12 protein-coding genes are annotated in these 18,798 nt (G+C 49.3%); 4 read left to right on the forward strand and 8 right to left on the reverse strand.

Translation table 11 applies throughout. The features are described 5' to 3' along the window. Window positions 1-420: 420 nt before the first annotated feature. From meaB to B5F78_RS12475, 6 genes are all read right to left on the reverse strand, one after another. Window positions 421-1,512 (reverse strand): methylmalonyl Co-A mutase-associated GTPase MeaB, encoded by a 1,092-nt coding sequence (gene meaB / locus B5F78_RS12455; RefSeq protein ID WP_013619156.1) that lies wholly within the window; start codon window positions 1,510-1,512, stop codon window positions 421-423. A gap of 140 nt (window positions 1,513-1,652) precedes the next feature. Then, a complete protein-coding gene (locus B5F78_RS12460) occupies window positions 1,653-2,729 on the reverse strand; it encodes a DUF1573 domain-containing protein (RefSeq protein WP_164470549.1) in 1,077 nt (358 codons plus the stop codon). A gap of 12 nt (window positions 2,730-2,741) precedes the next feature. Further along, the gene (locus B5F78_RS17300) at window positions 2,742-3,026 is read right to left on the reverse strand and encodes a hypothetical protein (RefSeq protein WP_158100088.1); all 285 of its coding nucleotides are present in this window, start codon (window positions 3,024-3,026) and stop codon (window positions 2,742-2,744) included. Window positions 3,027-3,108: 82 nt separating this feature from the next. Continuing rightward, window positions 3,109-8,766, reverse strand: a complete 5,658-nt coding sequence (locus tag B5F78_RS12465) for an alpha-2-macroglobulin family protein (protein ID WP_087406859.1) — start codon at window positions 8,764-8,766, stop codon at window positions 3,109-3,111. A gap of 388 nt (window positions 8,767-9,154) precedes the next feature. After that, complete coding sequence (locus B5F78_RS12470) at window positions 9,155-12,034, reverse strand: exo-beta-1,4-galactosidase (RefSeq protein WP_087406860.1); 2,880 nt, start codon at window positions 12,032-12,034, stop codon at window positions 9,155-9,157. A gap of 20 nt (window positions 12,035-12,054) precedes the next feature. Next, window positions 12,055-13,107 (reverse strand): DUF2027 domain-containing protein, encoded by a 1,053-nt coding sequence (locus B5F78_RS12475; protein ID WP_022038736.1) that lies wholly within the window; start codon window positions 13,105-13,107, stop codon window positions 12,055-12,057. Window positions 13,108-13,290: 183 nt separating this feature from the next. Between B5F78_RS12475 and B5F78_RS12480 the strand changes: the two genes are divergently transcribed. Further along, window positions 13,291-15,771, forward strand: a complete 2,481-nt coding sequence (locus B5F78_RS12480; protein WP_087406861.1) for an AsmA-like C-terminal region-containing protein — start codon at window positions 13,291-13,293, stop codon at window positions 15,769-15,771. Window positions 15,772-16,005: 234 nt separating this feature from the next. Here the strand turns inward: B5F78_RS12480 and B5F78_RS12485 are convergent, their stop codons facing one another. Continuing rightward, entirely contained in the window at window positions 16,006-16,962 is a 957-nt protein-coding gene (locus B5F78_RS12485; protein WP_394354914.1) for a PCMD domain-containing protein, read from the reverse strand. 111 nt (window positions 16,963-17,073) lie between these two features. Continuing rightward, window positions 17,074-17,574, reverse strand: a complete 501-nt coding sequence (locus tag B5F78_RS12490; RefSeq protein ID WP_022038739.1) for an SPOR domain-containing protein — start codon at window positions 17,572-17,574, stop codon at window positions 17,074-17,076. Window positions 17,575-17,779: 205 nt separating this feature from the next. Here B5F78_RS12490 and B5F78_RS12495 point away from each other — a divergent pair, with 205 nt between their 5' ends. From B5F78_RS12495 to B5F78_RS12505, 3 genes are all read left to right on the forward strand, one after another. Then, entirely contained in the window at window positions 17,780-17,983 is a 204-nt protein-coding gene (locus B5F78_RS12495; protein ID WP_022038740.1) for a YtxH domain-containing protein, read from the forward strand. A 76-nt stretch (window positions 17,984-18,059) separates the two neighbouring features. Further along, the gene (locus tag B5F78_RS12500) at window positions 18,060-18,431 is read left to right on the forward strand and encodes a phage holin family protein (protein ID WP_087212136.1); all 372 of its coding nucleotides are present in this window, start codon (window positions 18,060-18,062) and stop codon (window positions 18,429-18,431) included. Continuing rightward, window positions 18,428-18,694, forward strand: a complete 267-nt coding sequence (locus tag B5F78_RS12505; RefSeq protein WP_022038742.1) for a hypothetical protein — start codon at window positions 18,428-18,430, stop codon at window positions 18,692-18,694. Before B5F78_RS12500 ends, B5F78_RS12505 begins: the two co-directional genes overlap by 4 nt. The last annotated feature ends 104 nt before the right edge of the window (window positions 18,695-18,798 follow it).

The following is an 18,798-nucleotide window of genomic DNA, read 5'->3' on the forward strand; positions in this document are numbered from 1 at the left end:
ATCTGACGAAGAACAGGAGCGAAAAGGACCAAAAAATCGCCCAAAGCACACACGAAAACGAATACATCAAGCCAAGAAAAACTTTTTGGAGAAATTCAAAACAGCTTCTTAGTAGATGTTGAGAATTAGTTTATACTTCTCGCAACATTAATTTGTGCATTCTGTATATGCCATGTAGTAGAGACGATGTGCACATCGTCTCTACAGAAACGGTGCGAAATGTTCAAGGAAATGCACAAATTCATACCGTGCATGGTATATATAATGTGTCAGTTCAGAAACGCGGATTATTTTAATTTACGATTTGACAATTTACTATCTGCTATTTGAGCATTAAATCGTACTTCGTAAATCGAAAAATAGTAAATCAAAAGAATCTGCGCTAATCTGCGAAAATCTGTGTTTCTGATAATATCACACTTACTTCCCAAAATAAGTATCCAGCAAACGCCGTGCAGCCGAAAACGAGGAGGTCTTGCCCGAAAGCACCTGCTCTTCCTCGTATGCCAAAAGCGAAGATACGGCGGGATTATTGTAGAAGCTATCGCGCAGCTGCTCGTTGATGGATTCGTACATCCAGTATTTTGCCTGCTCGTTACGACGGTGTTCGAAATATCCGTTCGCCTTCACAAATGCAAAGTATTCGTATATCATGTCCCAGATTTCCTTGATGCCAATGCCATAGAAACCGGAATAAGTCAGCACTTTGGGTATCCAGCCGGATTCGGGAGCCGGAAACAGATGCAAGGCATTGCGGAAATGGGCTGCAGCCAACTTCGCCTTTTCAATGTTGTTTCCGTCTGCCTTATTGATGACAATCGCATCTGCCATCTCCATGATTCCACGCTTAATGCCCTGCAGTTCATCTCCCGTTCCGGCAAGCTGGATAAGCAAAAAGAAATCCACCATCGAATGCACTGCCGTCTCGCTCTGCCCTACTCCGACAGTTTCTACAAAGATTTTATCAAAGCCTGCGGCTTCGCAAAGGATAATGGTCTCGCGCGTCTTGCGTGCCACACCCCCCAACGAACCTGCCGTAGGACTGGGACGGATAAACGAATCGGGATGCACCGAAAGTTTCTCCATGCGGGTCTTATCACCCAAGATACTTCCTTTCGAACGCTCGCTGCTGGGGTCGATGGCAAGCACGGCAAGCTTGCCTCCCTTCTCCAGGACATGCAATCCGAAAACATCTATCGAAGTACTCTTGCCAGCACCGGGCACACCACTGATACCTATCCGTACGGAGTTGCCCGAAAATGGCAGACATTTCTCTACCACTTCCTGCGCCAATGCCTGATGCTCGTGCTTGACACTCTCTATCAGGGTAACCGCCTGGCTCAATACCGTAATGTCTCCCTTGAGAATACCTTCTACATACTCGCCTGCCGTAAACTGGCGGCGTTTCGGACGTTTTCTTGCTTTCAGATACGGGTTTATCGTAGCAGGCTGGTCAATGCCCTTGTTTACCGTCAACCCTTTGTATGCTTCATTGTTTTCGGGGTGTTCCATAGTTTTTTATTTAAGAAGTTAAGAAGTTAAAGGAGTTAAGAAGTTAAGGAGTTAAGAAGTTAAGCCAATAGAACCGTAAATGTCAGCAAAAGTATCGGCTTAACTCCTTAACTTCTCTAACTCCTTAACTCCTGATTATATCATAGCAATTTCGCCTTCACACGAATAGTGACCGAAGGCTTTGCCGGGTCGTTCGTTATCATCAACACACGCGGTGTGCCTTTTACCCGCGACAAGTTCTCTGCCAAGACCGTAATCTTCATCTTTGTAGATTCACCAGGTTTCAAGACCGTTTTTTTCAGGCTTACGGCAAGAGCTATGCTGTTTACCTGCATATCCTGAATCTCCAGATTCGATTTACCGGTATTGGTAATGACAATGTGCTGCGATTTCTTTTGCGTAGGCTTCAAGCCCGCAAACTCCAATTGAGTAGCCGAAAGCGAAAGTTGCGGAGGGTTGTTCTTCTGCTGTGCGGTCATCTTGGAAAAATCGGGAAGCAAAGCGATTGATACAGGTATCTCATTATCTGAACCAACCTTGTCACCGGGGAAACGCGACAAATAGACCGAAGTGCGTGTAATGCCCAATTTCGGCAATTTATCGGTGTCCAGTGTCACCACAATCTTTCCGTTCTTGCCACGTCCCAATACTTCCGGTGTCGCTTTTGCCGACAGATAAGGAGGCAAGTGCATCAATACCGGCGTATAGGTCTTACTGGATGTATTCGCCACCAGAATCGTAAACTCCGGACGTTCTCCCTTATTGACATTCTCAAACTCGATTTCTTCTTGATTCAGGTGCACCGAACCGAATCCGTAAGGATGCGTAAACGAATAGTTCTTGGCATCGGCTGTCACCTCTCCGTTGAACTCCAAATAAACGGGAACAGCACTGGCATTGCAATATACGCCTACTTCCTTATAGAAATGTCCGATGGCTTCGGCATCGAACACTGCGCTAACGGTTCCCTTACCGCCTGCAGGTATGGGATGTTTGGTCCAATCCACCTCAACACATCCGCACGAAGCGGTTACATTCGAAATGACCAACGGTTTGTCACCGGTATTGGTAAACTGGTAAGTAACTGTAGTGGGATTGCGCCAAAGGATGTACCCCAAGTCTTGCTTCTCGCGGTCGAATGTAATTTTCGGCTGGGCGTATGCCGTAAGCGCCACACCAAGCATTATGCTGAATAAAAATAGAATCCGTTTCTTCATCTTTTGCATGTACTAATTTCGAGAGAACAAAGATAAAGAGAAAATCAAAGACAGACAAAAAACCAAGCATCGAAATAAATTTGAAACGCAGATTAACGCGGATTCACGCAAATTATAGAAACTGTTTTGAGAAGCTGTTTTGAATTTCTCCAAAAAGTTTTTCTTGGCTTGATGTATTCGTTTTCGTGTGTGCTTTGGGCGATTTTTTGGTCCTTTCCGCTCCTGTTCTTCGTCAGATAGCCCGCTATCTTCCTCATCACAGAAGCGGAAATGCCTCAAAAACTCATCCCAAATCATCGCACGATAAATTCAAAACAGCTTCTGAATTTATCAATCTGCGAAAATCCGCGTTGTTCTGCGTTTCCTTTATCTCATCCTTTTACTTCACCGTCAAGGTCTCGCCTGCGGTATAGCCGCTATACTCGGGAGCGTATGCCGACTGCACCGTAGCACTTCCTGCCTGATACGTTCCGGCACGGTCGATATAGACGGTATATTCCAGCTGGTAAGTGCCCTTCTGCATCCGGTCGATAAAGAACGAAGTAGAAGCATCACGGCTTACCAAATAATAACCGATACCTCCGCTCCAGCTATATCCGGAGAGCTGCTGCTCGGGTTCCATACAAGCGGCACGCTCGTCTTTCACTTGCACAAAGTCCATATCCCGGTCTGCCGAAACAGTCAGACGCACCGTCACCTTATCGCCTACATGCAACTCGGCATTGCGCGAAAGGGCTTTTCCGTCACGATAAAGCGTACGTTCGATTTGCAGACCGGTTCCTTTCGAAGGCAATACCTTGTCCATATCCTCCAGGTATTGGGCATAAACGGCTCCCCATCCCAGTCCTTCACCGGTACGGCTGATACGGATGTCATCTGCCTCGGCATCGGTTCCGGTAAAGGTCTCCCGTGCATAGCCCAAGGCATCTTGCGGAGTCTGCCAGGTAGTCTTGCCTACCGTAGCTTCCATGCTTCCGCCTTCGCCCAGCGTATCGCTTCCCATACACAAGAAAGCATATACGGCATCGGCGGTCGATACGGAGCTTTCCCACACCTGCACCTGCTTCTGCTTCAAGAGCCATTGCTTCATGCCGTTCAGCATACTGGTGTCCGGCGCAATGCGGTAGATGGCTTCCATTGCCGCCACTTGAGCCGGAATCTTATAGCTTCGCCACGAATAGGCAGCTTTCGGCGTATCGAAATACAGGCCCATTTCTTCGGTGCCTACCAGATATTCCTTAATGGACTGTACCAATTCGGATGCCTGACCAGACTTGCCTGCCCCCTGCATCACCAGGGCAATCATTACTTTCTCGCAGATGGAATAGTCTGCCGAACGGTTTTCCAGTTTCGCGATGAAATAATCATTCACCTGTCCGTCGGCATGATTTGCCGCCAGCTTGTCAATAGCACATATATACAGATAATGTACAATCTGCCCGTCAGGCCATACGGTCAGCTCATTCTCCGCTTCCCGGCGTTTCATCTGTTCGTATTCCTGTTGCGCCTCTTTTTTCAAGTAGTCGACAGCACGCACATACATGTTGCCCACGCCTTGGTCCAGCTTCACCTGCATGGCTTGCAGGCGTGCCAGCATCTCGACGATTTGGGTGGTAATATAACGGCTTCCTGTCATTCCCTTGTACCAGCTCCACGAACCGTCAGGCAGTTGCAAGGCTTCCAGTTTACCGATAGCTGTCTGCTGGCGGTTCGACATCGTATTCAGGTCGAAAAGCAAGGCAATACGGCGTTTCTGTTCCGCTTCATCGGTCGCCTCGGCAACCCACGGTGTCTCGGCAAGCAAAAGGTTCTTCAGGTCCTGGTTGCGTTCCAGGTTGCTGAGCAAGGTTTCCTTCCCTGCTCCTTCAGCTTTCCACGTACGGAACACTTCTTCGATGCGCGGATTCGAACGGACGATGTGCGCAGCCAATGCATTGGCATAATATGCCGAAGCCCACGACAAGGCGTCTTCTTCCGAAGGATTTCCCATCACCGGAAGTGCCTGTACGGCATACCAGTCGGGATTGGCGGTCATCTCTACCGTCAGGCGTTTCTCTGTAGCGGTCTTGCTCTGCTTGTTGAACAATTCCTCGGCAGCTACCGATTTTGTTTCGGTTCCGTCCAGTTGTACGGGTACGGTCTCTGTCATCCATTGCTTATCGGTCAGTATAGGCAAATAATGTTGTTCCCCGTCACTATATTCACCGGCTTCCGCTACGATTTTGCAAACCAGCACATCATAGGTTTCGGGCACTTCGAAAGTGAAATGCACCGTTCCCGTCTCGCCTTCACTTACCGAGAACGATTGCTTATCGTGTGCCACGACCTTTCCTGTAACCGGATCCGACCATTCAATGCGGGCGATTCCGGATACGGTTTCCATTGATAAGTTGACCAGCGAAGCCGCTATCACCGCACGGTCTCCCCTACGGATAAAGCGCGGCAAGTTGGGCTGCACCATAAAGGGTTTCGAGGTCTGGACCGTATCAACCAACAAGCCATAATCCATAGCCCGCGTATGGGCAAAGCCCAAGAAACGCCATTGGGTCAGGGCATCGGGCACGGTAAAGGAGACGCTCACATTGCCCAACGAATCGGTGCGCAAGTTGGGATAGAAGAAAGCCGTCTCGGCAAAGTTCTCGCGCAGGGCAGGCACCGGCATTTGTTCTGCCTCCGCACTTCCTACACCCTTCACATCGGCGATGCTAATTTGTATTTCACTTCCACCTGCATCCCCTTTCTTCATTTGGAAACCGGGAGCCGGTGCAGCCATATCCGCCGCAACTGCGCCTTCCAATGCGCTCAGTTGTTTCACTTCTACCATTTCTTCCTGTACCATATTGGCACGGCTCATCATGATTCCCCTTATCCGAAAGCCTCCTAACCGTATCGAATAAAGCCTGCTATACTCGCCATAAAGCAAGTCGAAACCTTCGCCGGGGTAAGTTATCGGGAAATTGCCATACATGTGTACCCGCTGGAATGCCGAAGCGAAATCGGCACGCACGTACATCGCCCGGCGTGGGAACGAAAGCCCGAAACGCCAGTCGTGCTTGCGCAACACGTCCAAAGAAGCATCGTAGAGTGTAGCCATCAGGTTGGCTTCCGCCGGCATCCCCGAAGGACGGGTGATGTGCAGCGTCCAAGTCTCTTGTCCGCCCGGTTGCAGGCGGTCGCGGAATGTTTCCCATTTCATCATCAACCGCTTATCGGGCACGGGACGAGTCAGGAGCGACTGGTTGGTATACAGGTTTCCTTTGCGCATAAAGGTGAATGCTACGGTCACCGCATCACCATACGCCTCACGATAAGGGAAGCTGAAGGCCTTGAGTTCCTTTTCCAGCGTCACTTGCCGGGATTCGATACGCCGTTGTCCATCGTATACATCAATGAAAAGGCATACCCCTTCCTCGTTCGTTCCGATATAGAACGTGGGCGGCTCCTGGCTTCCGAAGCTATCGCCGTCTTGATAAAACCAGGAGGTTTCTTCTACCGGCGAGGTGCGGTCTGTCTTAGAGAAAAGCACGAAATCCTGCTCTGCCGTGCAAGGACGGCCCTTTTCATCTTGTGCCGAAACCTCCATGCGGTACCTGCCCGAAGGCAATGCCCACACGTCCGAAGGCACAAACGATTGCATCGACTCTGCCTTGCCCTCGTAGCGCAAAGCACCTTTCTTGCCCTCCTTGTCCAAGGCATATACCTTATATGCCACTTCCACCTGCACGGGCTGCCCGTTCAGGTTCATCGCCTGCACCTGGATGCGTTCCTGCTTTTCGCGCATCACATTTGCGTTCAATCCTTTCAGTTGCAAGCCGAGGGTCTGTTTGCCGGCAGGCAAAGCCAGTTCGCCCTGACGGGTCTCGCCGGCACCGTCGGTCACATCCGCCGATACCTTATAGATATAATAGGTATGCTCCGCCTCGTAATCGGGTTCTGTCAGCCTGGCACAGATATAAAACTTGCCATCGGCATCGGTCTGCGTTTCGCCCGAAAGCAATTCTTCCGTTGCCCCTCGCCAGCGGAACCACGACATTTCGGTACGGACGATACGGTATTTCACCCGGGCATTGCGCACCGGAGCACCGGCATACGTCTTTGCCTCAGCCGATACCCGCACCGAATCGCCCATCGTATAGGCTTCCTTATAAGGGTCGAACCGTACCTCGAAAGTAGGACGCTTGTACTCGTCTACCTGAATCACCACCGACCGGTCATAACCTGACAGGTAATACTGACCCGGAAGCAAATTATCGGGCAAGGAAAACTCGTGCGAGAAGACCCCGAACTCATCGGTACATACATCGGCTTCGCCCACATTCTGAGAGCCCCGGTAAAGCTTCAGTTTATCCTTGGCATACGAAGCCGCACGGGTGGAGTCTCCCTCCTGCCCGTATACCACACCCGATACATATACCGTCTGTCCGGGACGGTACAACGAACGGTCGGTAAACAGGTCGGCTTGTTTCTTCCACCCTTCCGAAGCCACATCCACTATACCATTGTTTGTGCTCAACCGGGTGATAGCCATAAAGTCGTGCCCAGGCGTACGCACATTGTAATAAGCGCCGGTCCGTTTCGGCACTTCAAACGCCGTCCGTCCCTGCGCATCCGTCCGGTGCACGTTCCACAAGGCATAGTCTGCCTTCGCATCGTAGATATTCAGCTGGTAGGTCACTATCTCCGCACCCGGAACAGGACGTCCTGTCAGGCGGTCTACGGCTATAAACTCATGTTGCCTGCCCTGTACCGGTAGCTCGATGGCTTGGTAGGGCGAGACAAACATCACCGCCGAAGCGATGCCTTTTTCCACTCCTTTCGGGATTTGCTTCAGCATATAGATGCCCTCGCCGGGCAATGTATAGCGCAACACGGTATCGCGCCGCTGGTAATCCTCCGTGGCGCGGAGGGCATAGAAGCGGCTGGAAACCTTCGTCCCGTATTGCTTGAGCAAGGCATCGCGGTCGGTCTCTTCGCGGAACTGGAGCTGTGCCGCCGTGGGTGCAAGGTTCAGGCGATAGAGTTCGAGCGTAACGCCTTCGATATTGGCATACGTCACGTTCGCATCGGTTTCGTAGTTCGGATAAAGGAAAGGGATATCCACGTTCAGCATCGGACGGGTGATGTAGTCTATCTGCCCCTGCAAGTCCTTTGCCCATTCGCCCTTGGAGTACTTCGCCAGCCCTTCGCGAGCCGTCTCCACGGCTTCTTTCAAGCGGTTGGCATCGCGGTAAGCCACCACCAGCTTCACGTATGCATCCGCACATGCAGGCTGGCCGGCATACGTGTCAATCAACCCGTGCAGGCTGGCAATAAGCTCATCATCCGTGAGGCGGTACGGTTTAAAATTGTCCATCCTCCGTTTCTGGAACCAGAGTTTCGCCACTTCGGTGAGCAGGGCAGCCTCCCGGTTCTGTGCTTGCTTATAATAATCTATCAGCCCGTCATACAGTTCCATGCACGCTTTCGCCTTGGGCAGGTGCGCCGGACTATACAGGGTGGACATCTGCTGGATAGCCGTACGGGTGAGCAAGTCCAGCATATTGTCGCCGAAATACCGTTCGCTTTGCTTGCCCGATTCGGTCATCGGGCGGAACTCTTTGGCTGAAGTGCGTCCCAGCACCTCCTTGGGAGCCACCGAAGCACGGAAATAAGCGATAGCCGCCTCCATGCTGTCCGGTTCGTTTGCCATCATCCAAGAGCCCACAATGCTATGCAACACGGCACGCCCTACGGTATCTTTTTCCTCCTCCGCCCATTGCCCCAACGCCGCATATTCCACTTCGGCGCTATCGGGCGTAAGCGAAACCTGCTGGGAAGCCCGCACCAAGTGCGCCTTCATCAGCTGAGGCAGGTTGCGTTCTTCCTTCGCTTTTGCATAAATCTTCCCTGCCGTAGCGATGACCGACTTAGGCAGGTCTTTCTTCTGATACATTTCCACTTCTTTCCATAGCTGGTCGTAGCTCTGTGCCAGCACCGGAAAGGGCAGCATGCCGATGAATATCACCATCAGCACCTGCAATAGTCTGTTCGTCTCCATATGGTTTTCGTTTGGTTTTTCTAAAGTAACGAAATATTCCCCAAACTCCTGCATCAGTATCCATTAAAATAAACAAAAAACGGAAGAAAAAGCCCATAGGCACCCTTCTCCCGTCTGCTTGCGTAAGGAATATCGTCTGCAAAAATCCAACCAACTATATGCGTCCGGACACGCAAACATTATCTCAGCTAGTTTTATTGCAATGAAACAAAAGTTTCAGTGCACTGAAACCAGCGATGAAAGGGCATGTGTTGCGCAACGGAACAAACCACCCCTCTGAAGGGAGCCGATTACAGCACACGGATGACACAGGCAAATGCCGTGTCATCCGTGTATTAACCTGCGTGCCATGCTGATTTATCCGGCAGCAGTTCTTGGCAAAAGCGTTTTATTTTCTGAAATCGAACATCAGGTTCAAGTGCAAGCCTTCGTCTCCACTCTTGATGCGGATATTGCCCGGCTGGCTGTTCGGTCCCTGCTGTTCGATAGGCTTGAACGACCATATTGCCGGAATATCCAGCAAGAACGAAATGTCACCTTCAGGGAAAGCAGGCATAATCTTCTTTTTCCTGCCTGCTTCTGCCGGCGTAAAGATGCGGTAGAAAATACCATCGTTACGCGAATAGACCGTAAACGGTGTCGTATCGCTCTCCAGCGTTGCCCAATACATATTGGCATGGAATCCCTTAAACTCCGGATAAACCAGGTTTTCATAACTCTCGCCGGTCACGGTATTGTTGTAATCCTTGTGCCAGATGTCGTAATTGGTGCCCGGTATGCGGTTCTTCCATACGCGGTACGGGCCACGTCCCATCCATTTCATGCCTGTGCATTGCGTCTCAGGGTAAGAGAAGGTCAAGCCCAGGTTGTACACTTTGGTATCCATAAAGGCATCATCGAAACCACCTCCTCCCGAAGCACGGTTCAGCAGGATAGCATCCATATAAAGCAAGCCCTGATCGGTGAGGCGCCATACGATAGAATCTACACCACCTTTATACTTGGCACAGAACACGGCACCATCGGCGGCACGGCGCACATAGCTCTCCGTCGCCTCGAAACGCATCTTCATACCCACTGCTACCGGACCGTCTTTGAAAGGTATCTCCTTATCGCCCGAAAGCACACGGGTAATCATACCCGTCGCAGCATCGAAGGTGACGCTTACCTGCTCGCTCCGCAAAGTAAACGCATTATCTTCTTTCACCGCCTCGGCAGGGCGAACGGCTTGCAAGGTCATCGGTGTAGAAGCAAGGTGACGCTCGAAATAGGGTTTTGCAAAATGAATGGGATACGTCCAGGTACACATGCTATGTCCGTCCTTATCAAAAGCCTCCAGCTTCAGGACATCTCCTTCACGAAAAGCATCGGGAAGCGCAAAGCGTGCCTTACCTGTTTCGCCGGGATTGAGTGAAGGAAGCTGTACATCACCACTTGCCAGCACAACGGAAGCCCCACCTCCCTGCAAAGGAGTAGGACAAGCCAGCACACTGTATGTCATCCGGCATTCCTTCAGATTGGTATAGGTGTATTCGTTGGTCAGGAAAAACGACCCGTCGAAATGCGGCGTAATCATCAGCGGTTTCAACTGAATGGGAGACCATTGTGCCCGGATGGCATAAAAGCTTCCTTCTTTCTCACGGCGCGGTCCCACAATACCATCCGGCGCATTGGAGCCATCCGAATCCAGAATGCCACCCTTATCGGTACGCTTGGGAGCCTCATCACTGAACACCCAGATAAAACCTCCGGCAAACAACGGATTGGTGCACCAGCGGTCCCAAAAGTCACGCAAGCCAGCCCCACCTCCCTGGTCGTACATGGCATGCATGAACTCGGTGGGCATAAACACTTTATAACCGTTGGTAAAGCGTCCTACTCCGGTCAGGTAAGCCGGATAATGGTGCGTATCCAAATCGTTGAAGTCTGCCCACGGATGAATGACGTGACGCTTCTGGAAGGGGTCGTGCTTGGCAAACTCACCATCATTGTTCACGTTCCATCCGCCCTCATTACCGTTGCTCCATATAACGATGGAAGGATGATTCACATCGCGTTCTACCATTTCCTTTATCAGTTTGGCACCGATTTTCGTATCATAATGCCCGTGCCAGCCGGAAAGCTCGTCAATGTAGACCAATCCAAGCGAATCACACATATCCAAGAAGTGTTCATCGGGCGGATAGTGCGAACGCACGGCATTCATGTTCATCTCCTTAATCAACAAAGCATCCTGACGGCTCATATCGGCACTGGTGGTACGTCCGCCGTCTACCGAAAACGAATGACGGTTGACACCTTTCACTACCAGCCGCGTACCGTTCAGGTAAAGCCCGTCTTGTGGAAAAAACTCTACGGTACGGAAACCTACACGCTCCTCGCGTGTCTGCACCACTTTGCCGGCAGGGTCTTTCAGTTCCATGTGTGCCACGTAAAGATTAGGTGCCTCGGTAGACCACGTCTTAACATTTGCCCACGCACCTTCCACCTGCTGCTCGGTGCCTGCACCGGAAATGCGGAACGTAAGCTGTTCTTTTCCATCGGCCGTCAACAAGGGCTTCCCATCTTTCAATCCCCGCATAGAAACGGTCCATTCGTAACCTGAAGCATCGGCACTCATCCGCAACGAAGCCCGGAAAGTTCCGTCGGCCTGTGCATCCAAAATATAATGGTCGACCGACACGGCAGGCAGAACTTCCAGCCATACCGGACGGTAAATGCCTCCGTACAGCCACCAGTCGGCACGGCGTTCGGCTGCATTGACCGACTTGTCCGCCGATTCTTTCGCCACCTTGACTTCCAGGGTATTCTTTTTGCCCGGTTTCAGAAGTCCGGTTATATCATAGCTGAACCGATAGAAAGCTCCTTGGTGGATGTCCCCGGCAGACTGACCGTTGATTTTCACCTCGGCATCGGTCATCACCCCATCAAAAAACAGTTTGACCCGTTCGCCTTCTTTCCACTTCGGCGCCTTGAACTGATAACGGTAAGTACCGGTCTCCTCACTAGGCTTAGCACCCTTGATGGTATAAAAACGTCCGTAAGTATAGTTGCCAAAACCCTGTAATTCCCAACACGAAGGCACTTCAATCGGTTTCCATTTCCCCGAATTCTGTCCTTCTGAACAAAAGAATTCCCACGTACGGGTATCATCAACTCCTGTCCCCGACAGGTAAATGCGTTCGGGATGAGGAGCCTGAGCCTGCAATGCCATGCCGCCACACAGGCAGCAGGCAAAGAAAGCTTGTCGAAAAATGTTGTTTCTCATGCTAGCTTTTATATTACTTGTTAATGAATGGTCACCATCGTTGCCCCGAATCCGTATTCGCGGAACGAAGCGTCCTGGCTGGAGTAGTTCTTATACTTGCGCTTCAACTCATCCAAGATGGCACGGCGCAACACGCCATCTCCTTTACCGTGGATAAAGACGATGCGCTGCCCTTTCTTGTTCTTGTATTCGTTCAGTGTCTTGTGAAACACATCCAACTGGTAGTTCAGCATCTCGCTATTGCTCATTCCGTTCGTATCATCCAGCAACTCATGGATATGCAAGTCAACTTCCACAATGTCGTTCTTCACCTTAGGCTGGTGCTTTTTCGGTACCTTTGGCTGGTCGGGCACGGTTTTCTGCAACAAAGCTTCCCGGATGTCATCGGCCGAAACAAAGACCTGCTTTACGGATTCATCATCACGCACGACATCATACATCAAGGCCGGTTCGGCAAAGAAATCGGTCTGCTGGAATGTATGAAGCTTGTAGAATTTCACGGTATCGACACGCAACTCCATCGATACGGCATTTTTCAGCAGGAAAGTACGGTCGTCTTTATATGCCAACAACTGTACAGCCACATGCTCCATGCCGTTCAGTGCAGACTTATCAAATTCTTCCAGATGCTGTTTCATATTGGGAGCCACCGTACCCCGGCTTCGTAACGTCCAGCTCTTTCCTTCGGCGGACAGATACAGGTAATCGATGAAATAATTGCTGTCGTTTACCAGATAGGCATCAAAGGCCGTTGCCGAGATTGCTTTTACATCCTGTGGCACGTATGCCAGATATACATTCAGCACATCATTCCCTTTTATTTCAGGTGCCCGGTAAGTAATGGGTTTTTCCTCTTCTTCAGGCTCCTCTTCCACCTCCGGAGCTCCCTGCTTCTTACCGGTCTTCAACGGGATATTATAATCATCAGTCTGTATCACCACGCATTCTTTTACCAGCATCGGTATCTCGAATCCGTCTTCATCCTCTACCAAGGCTATGTCTTTACCTTGAAAACCTTTCACGATTCCGCCTCCTACTTCGCTCAGGAAACGTACTTTATCTCCTATTTTCATATCGCTTGTCTTTTTTTATGAATTGTCACACAAAGGTAGAAAAATTATTCATTCGATTAACAATTCACATACTTTTGCCCCTATTTTTACGTTTTCTTTACTTGCAAATTCGAATTTTTCTTGATAACTTGCCTTTGATTTTTCAACCAAGCTCTATTTTAATATATAATAAAGGAGGCAATTATGAAAAAAGTATTGAAAATCGCAGGCATCACACTAGGCGTGCTCCTGATTCTGATTTTGGTTCTTCCATTTGCTTTTCAAGGAAAAATAGAAAAACTTGTCAAGCAGGAAGGCAACAAAATGCTGAATGCACAATTCGACTTCAGTGCATTGGACATCAGTCTGATACGCAATTTCCCGTCGGCTTCAATCACCCTGGAAGACTTCTGGCTGAAAGGAGCGGGCGAATTTCAAAACGATACGCTGATTCAGGCGGGCGAGCTGACCGCAGCCGTCAACCTGTTTTCACTCTTCGGAAACAGCGGATACGATATATCCAAAATCATCATCGAAGATACCAAAGTGAAAGCCATCGTCCTGGAAAACGGACACCCCAACTGGGACGTAATGAAGCCATCTGCCGACACAACCGATACGGAAGAAACCCCAACCGAAAGCGCACCGATACGCATCAAGCTGCAAAAACTTTCGATAAAAGACCTTTCCGTAAGCTACGATGACCGGCAGGGAGGCATGTATGCAGCCATCAACCACCTGAATGCCACATGTTCGGGCGATTTCGGTAGCGAACGTACCACGGTAGACCTGAGTATGGAAACTCCTTCGCTCACCTACCGCACCGGAGGCATCCCCTTCCTGAACAAAGCACGGCTGGAAGCCGATATGAATGTAGATGCCGATTTTGCCAACAACAAGTATACGCTGAAAGACAATACCATCAGCCTGAACGCCATTCAAGTAAACATTGACGGATGGGCAGCCATGCAAAAGAACGGTATCGGCATGGACATGAAACTGAATACAAACGAAGTGGGATTCAAGGAACTGCTTTCGCTTATCCCTGCCATCTATGCCAAAGACTTCCAAGACCTGAAAACGGACGGCAAAGCAAGTCTCACGGCATTTGCCAAAGGTATCCTGGGACAAGACCAAGTACCGCAGTTTGAAGTCGCGCTGGACGTAAAAGACGGAATGTTCCGCTATCCTTCCCTGCCTGCCGGTGTGGAAAACATAAACATCGCCGCCAATGTGAAGAATGCAGGGGGAAACATCGATGCAACGGAAATAACAGTCAGCCCCTTCGATTTCGTATTGGCTGGTAATCCGTTCAGCCTGAAAGCCTCGGTAAAAACACCGGTAAGCGACCCAGACCTGCAAGCCTCAGCCCAAGGGACACTCGACCTGGGCAAGATAAAGGAAGTCTATCCACTGGAAGATATGACCCTGAACGGCACCATTCAAGCCGACATGAACCTTGCCGGAAAACTTTCGTACATCGAAAAAGAACAATACGACCAGATGAAAGCGGCAGGCAGCATCCGGCTGAACAACATGAAGCTGAACCTACAGGATATGCCGGCCATTGACATCCAACGTTCTACCTTCAGCTTCTCGCCCCGCTACCTGCAACTGAGCGAAACAACCATCAACATCGGACAGAACGACCTGACCGTAGACAGCCGCTTCGAAAACTACCTGGGATATGCATTGAAAGGCTCCACATTGAAAGGAAACCTCAACATCAGCAGCAACCACATTCATGTAAACGACTTCATCAGCAGCGATACAACAACCGTACAGGTCCCGGAAACCCATGATAGCACAACCGTTTCCTCTTCGGAAGCCGGTGTTATCCGTATTCCGGAAAACATCGACTTCACCATGCAGGCAAACCTGAAAGAAGTTTTGTTCGACAAGATGAAACTGGAAACGGTAAGCGGTGTACTGACCGTAAAAAACGGTACCGTCGACATGCGTAACCTTTCTTTCAACACCATGGGAGGAAGCATTACGGCAAACGGTGCCTACTCAGCCCCCAAAGGAGTACAACCGCACCTGAACGCCGGATTCGACATGAAAGGCATCGGATTCGCCCAAGCATACGAAGAACTGGGACTGGTACAACAACTGGCACCTATCTTTTCCGGACTGAAAGGCAACTTCTCGGGCAACTTGAAAATAGACACGCCACTTGATGAGAAAATGAGTCCGGTCATGCAACAAGTACAAGGCAGCGGAAGCCTGTCGACCAAAGACCTGAGCCTGAGTGATGTGAAATTTATCAACCAGGTAGCCGACATCGTAAAGAAACCCTCGATGAAAGATATCCAAGTGAAAGACCTGAACCTCGATTTCGAGATAGCCGACGGAAGAGTCACCACCCAGCCATTCGATTTAAAACTGGGTGATTATACCATGAACCTTTCCGGCTCTACCGGACTGGACCAGACCATCGACTACACCGGCAAGATAACCTTGCCTTCAGGAGGTATCGGCTCGAAACTGGGAACCGTAGACATGACCATCGGCGGAACCTTTACCTCGCCCAAAGTAGGCATCGACATGGCGAGCCTTGCCAAAAACGCTGCCGAACAAGCCTTAAAAGGACTGGTAAAAGGAAATGACGAAAACGGTGAAGAAACAAAAGAAAAAGAATCGGTCATCGACAAGGCACTCAACCTGTTCAAGAAAAAGAAATAAGAGCCTGGCACAAAGCCTGAAACGGCAAAAGCCGATGCGCATCCCTGCGTATCGGCTTTTCCGAATTACTAATTAAGTAAAATGCATGACAGGAACGCTTTCCCGTCTTTTTTGATAGAGATATTATCGAAGGGGATTTCTATTCCCTTCTTTCTTATAACACTTCCGGGACTGAAATTGTTTTCAACCATATAAAAAAAATATGAATTGGCATTTTGCGGACATTCATTTATCTTAATACACCAGGCAAACGTTATCCACCCACAGTGTATTGCCCGGCGAACCGACAAAGGCACCGCCCAGACTGGACGTAAACTGCAGAATGAGATGAGTAGGTGTTTCATCGGCATCCGCCCATCCGTTTTCCTGAATCAAGACACTCTCACCCTTGCTATTGCGTGCATGATAATTGCCCACACCCAGTTTCATCAGTTCGGCATCGTAATAAGAAGTATGCGATATATCTCCGTAATGAATATCATAAGTCGCCTTGTTGCGCCAGCCTTCAGTCTGCTGATAACGGATAACCGCCGTACCGATACGCTTGGCTATGATATTGCCCTCGGCATCCTCGGTGCGCTTCTGAAGCAAGCAGGTCATAATGGCACAGTCTTGACCCGGAACAGTGCTTTTCCGGCTGAATCCCGTCTGACGGATGCGGTTCGGCTCACCCGACATTTTTACCTTGTAATCGTAACGGACAGCTTTGGGACGGGAATTAAAACGCACTCCCATATTCAAGGCTTTCTCACCTTCCTTCGTTCCGGTGATAGGTTCTTTCATATCGCCCAGGAACAAGGAGCCGGAAGCCAGCACCGTGATATTCACCACTCCCAAAACCTTGACACTTTCGATATGCGTTTCCAGACGGGCACAATAGCCCCCTTCCCTCTGTTCGGGATAAACACTGGTATTGGTCTTGACAATCCCCATCACCTTTGCCATAACATTGGAATTTCCCCACGGCGAACCTCCCTGGTTCACATACGGGGTATTCCCATCCAGTTCTTTCACAGGCCCTACTTCATAAAGCAGTTTCGTATCGCCGCCAATAATACCCGATTCGTGAATCTTGCGCGTAATCCACTGGTCCATATCACCATATTTCAGAGGAACGACTTTCTCCTGCGCATTCATAAAAAGAGGAAATGCCATCGCCAGCACTCCGAACATCCATTTCATCTTTCTCATGTGTATTATTCTACCTTATTTTAATTTGCGGGCAAAGTTACAAAAAAAAGCGATAGCCAAAAGGCTACCGCTCTAAATCTGAATTATCGGATATTATTTCCGGTCTATTTACTATTTGGCATAAAGCAGCCACGCACCCTGGAAATCCTTGCGGTCGGGATACTTGGCTTTAAAAGCGTCGCGGGCAGCCGAAGCTTCTTCGTGTGTATCATAAGAAGCCACAATGACGCGGTACATATTCTTTTCAGCATTATATACCACCTTGGCATTATACCCTTCGCCATCCATCTGCCCTTTCAGACCGTCGGCGTTTGCCTTGATACCGAAACTTCCGCATACCACACTGTATGCCTTCAGCCCGTCACCCGAAACCAGTTCTACCTTTTCTTCACGGACCGGCGCCGTAGTCACAGGGGCAGGAGTTGTAGGAGCAGGAGTAACAGGAGCTACCGGAGCAACTGTCTCTGCCGGAGCCTCACTGGTTGCGGCTTCTGCCAATTCTTGTTGTTTCGCTTTTTCATAAGCCTTTTTATAAGCACTTTCGCTTGACTTACAGGATGAGAATGCCAAAGCTACACACAATCCCATTCCCAATACAACAACTTTCTTCATTTGTCTTGAATTTATAAATTTAACTTTTCCGTTTCTTCTCGTTTTATTTTTTGCAAAAGTAGCAATATCTCCCTAGTCTTGCTATTAAAATCTGTTAATAATGCAAGATATTATGGGATTTGTCAAATATTTCGTCCAAAAATGATGCATTATAATCAGAATTTTCTTAGATTTGTAAGCGTAATAACTAAAAAAACGTTTTGATATGAAAGCATTGAATGTAGTAGCTGCATTCTTGGGTGGGATTGCCATTGGTGCAGCAGCAGGTATTTTATTTGCTCCGGAAAAGGGTACCGACACACGTAACAAAATAGCTGAGCTTTTGCGTAAAAAAGGTATCCGTCTGAACCGTGAAGAAATGGATGATTTGGTTGACCAAATCGCATCGGAAGTAAAAGATGCCGACTAATCATGAGCATGAACTTCAAGAGGGTGTGGTAAAAGGAAAATTTTAGCACACCCTCTTTTTTAAACCTCCAGAAACTATGTTTGCTAACGACAAAAGCATTGACAACCTGCAAGACCTCTTCAAGGAATTCAGGAAATACCTTGAACTGCAAGGACAATACCTCCGGCTGGAAGCGATAGAAAAACTCACCATCCTGCTCTCTACACTGATTCTGATTTTCATCCTGGTGACCGTAGGAGTGATGGCTCTTTTCTATTTCTCGTTCATGCTGGTATATGTACTTGCCACCGCCGTGGGAAGCCTGATAGCGGGCTACGCCATTGTAGGCATCCTGCTGATTGCGGTAGCCCTACTCATCTATCGCTTCCGCGTACCACTTATCTTCCAGCCGATGGTCAATTTCCTGGCACGGCTATTTTTGGATGACACAAAGAAAACAGAACCATGAACAATCTACCACCGAACCACTATACCCTGGAAATGATCCGCCAGCAACGGATAGATAAAAAAAAGGAAATCCTCCAGTCAAAAGAACAGATGCTCCACCTTGCCCATCAACTCTTTGCCCCGCCACAAAGCAAAAACAAATTTGAAGGGATGATGCAACATGTCAACATGGGCATCGCCGCCTACGACGGACTGATGACAGGCATCAAAGTATTACGCCGCGTACGTGCTTTCTTCGGAAGTGGCAAAAGAAAAAGATACTAAGAAGCTGTTTTGAATTTCTCCAAAAAGTTTTTCTTGGCTTGATGTATCTGTTTTCGTGTGTGCTTTGGGCGATTTTTTGGTCCTTTTCGCTCCTGTTCTTCGTC

Source organism: Bacteroides sp. An279 (assembly GCF_002159615.1).
Lineage (GTDB): Bacteria > Bacteroidota > Bacteroidia > Bacteroidales > Bacteroidaceae > Phocaeicola > Phocaeicola intestinalis.

Coding starts and splice junctions, on each gene's coding strand:
- meaB (WP_013619156.1), bottom strand. CDS start 1,512: ATGGAACACCCCGAAAACAATGAAGCATACAAAGGGTTGACGGTAAAC.
- B5F78_RS12460 (WP_164470549.1), bottom strand. CDS start 2,729: ATGAAGAAACGGATTCTATTTTTATTCAGCATAATGCTTGGTGTGGCG.
- B5F78_RS17300 (WP_158100088.1), bottom strand. CDS start 3,026: ATGATTTGGGATGAGTTTTTGAGGCATTTCCGCTTCTGTGATGAGGAA.
- B5F78_RS12465 (WP_087406859.1), bottom strand. CDS start 8,766: ATGGAGACGAACAGACTATTGCAGGTGCTGATGGTGATATTCATCGGC.
- B5F78_RS12470 (WP_087406860.1), bottom strand. CDS start 12,034: ATGAGAAACAACATTTTTCGACAAGCTTTCTTTGCCTGCTGCCTGTGT.
- B5F78_RS12475 (WP_022038736.1), bottom strand. CDS start 13,107: ATGAAAATAGGAGATAAAGTACGTTTCCTGAGCGAAGTAGGAGGCGGA.
- B5F78_RS12480 (WP_087406861.1), top strand. CDS start 13,291: ATGAAAAAAGTATTGAAAATCGCAGGCATCACACTAGGCGTGCTCCTG.
- B5F78_RS12485 (WP_394354914.1), bottom strand. CDS start 16,962: ATGAGAAAGATGAAATGGATGTTCGGAGTGCTGGCGATGGCATTTCCT.
- B5F78_RS12490 (WP_022038739.1), bottom strand. CDS start 17,574: ATGAAGAAAGTTGTTGTATTGGGAATGGGATTGTGTGTAGCTTTGGCA.
- B5F78_RS12495 (WP_022038740.1), top strand. CDS start 17,780: ATGAAAGCATTGAATGTAGTAGCTGCATTCTTGGGTGGGATTGCCATT.
- B5F78_RS12500 (WP_087212136.1), top strand. CDS start 18,060: ATGTTTGCTAACGACAAAAGCATTGACAACCTGCAAGACCTCTTCAAG.
- B5F78_RS12505 (WP_022038742.1), top strand. CDS start 18,428: ATGAACAATCTACCACCGAACCACTATACCCTGGAAATGATCCGCCAG.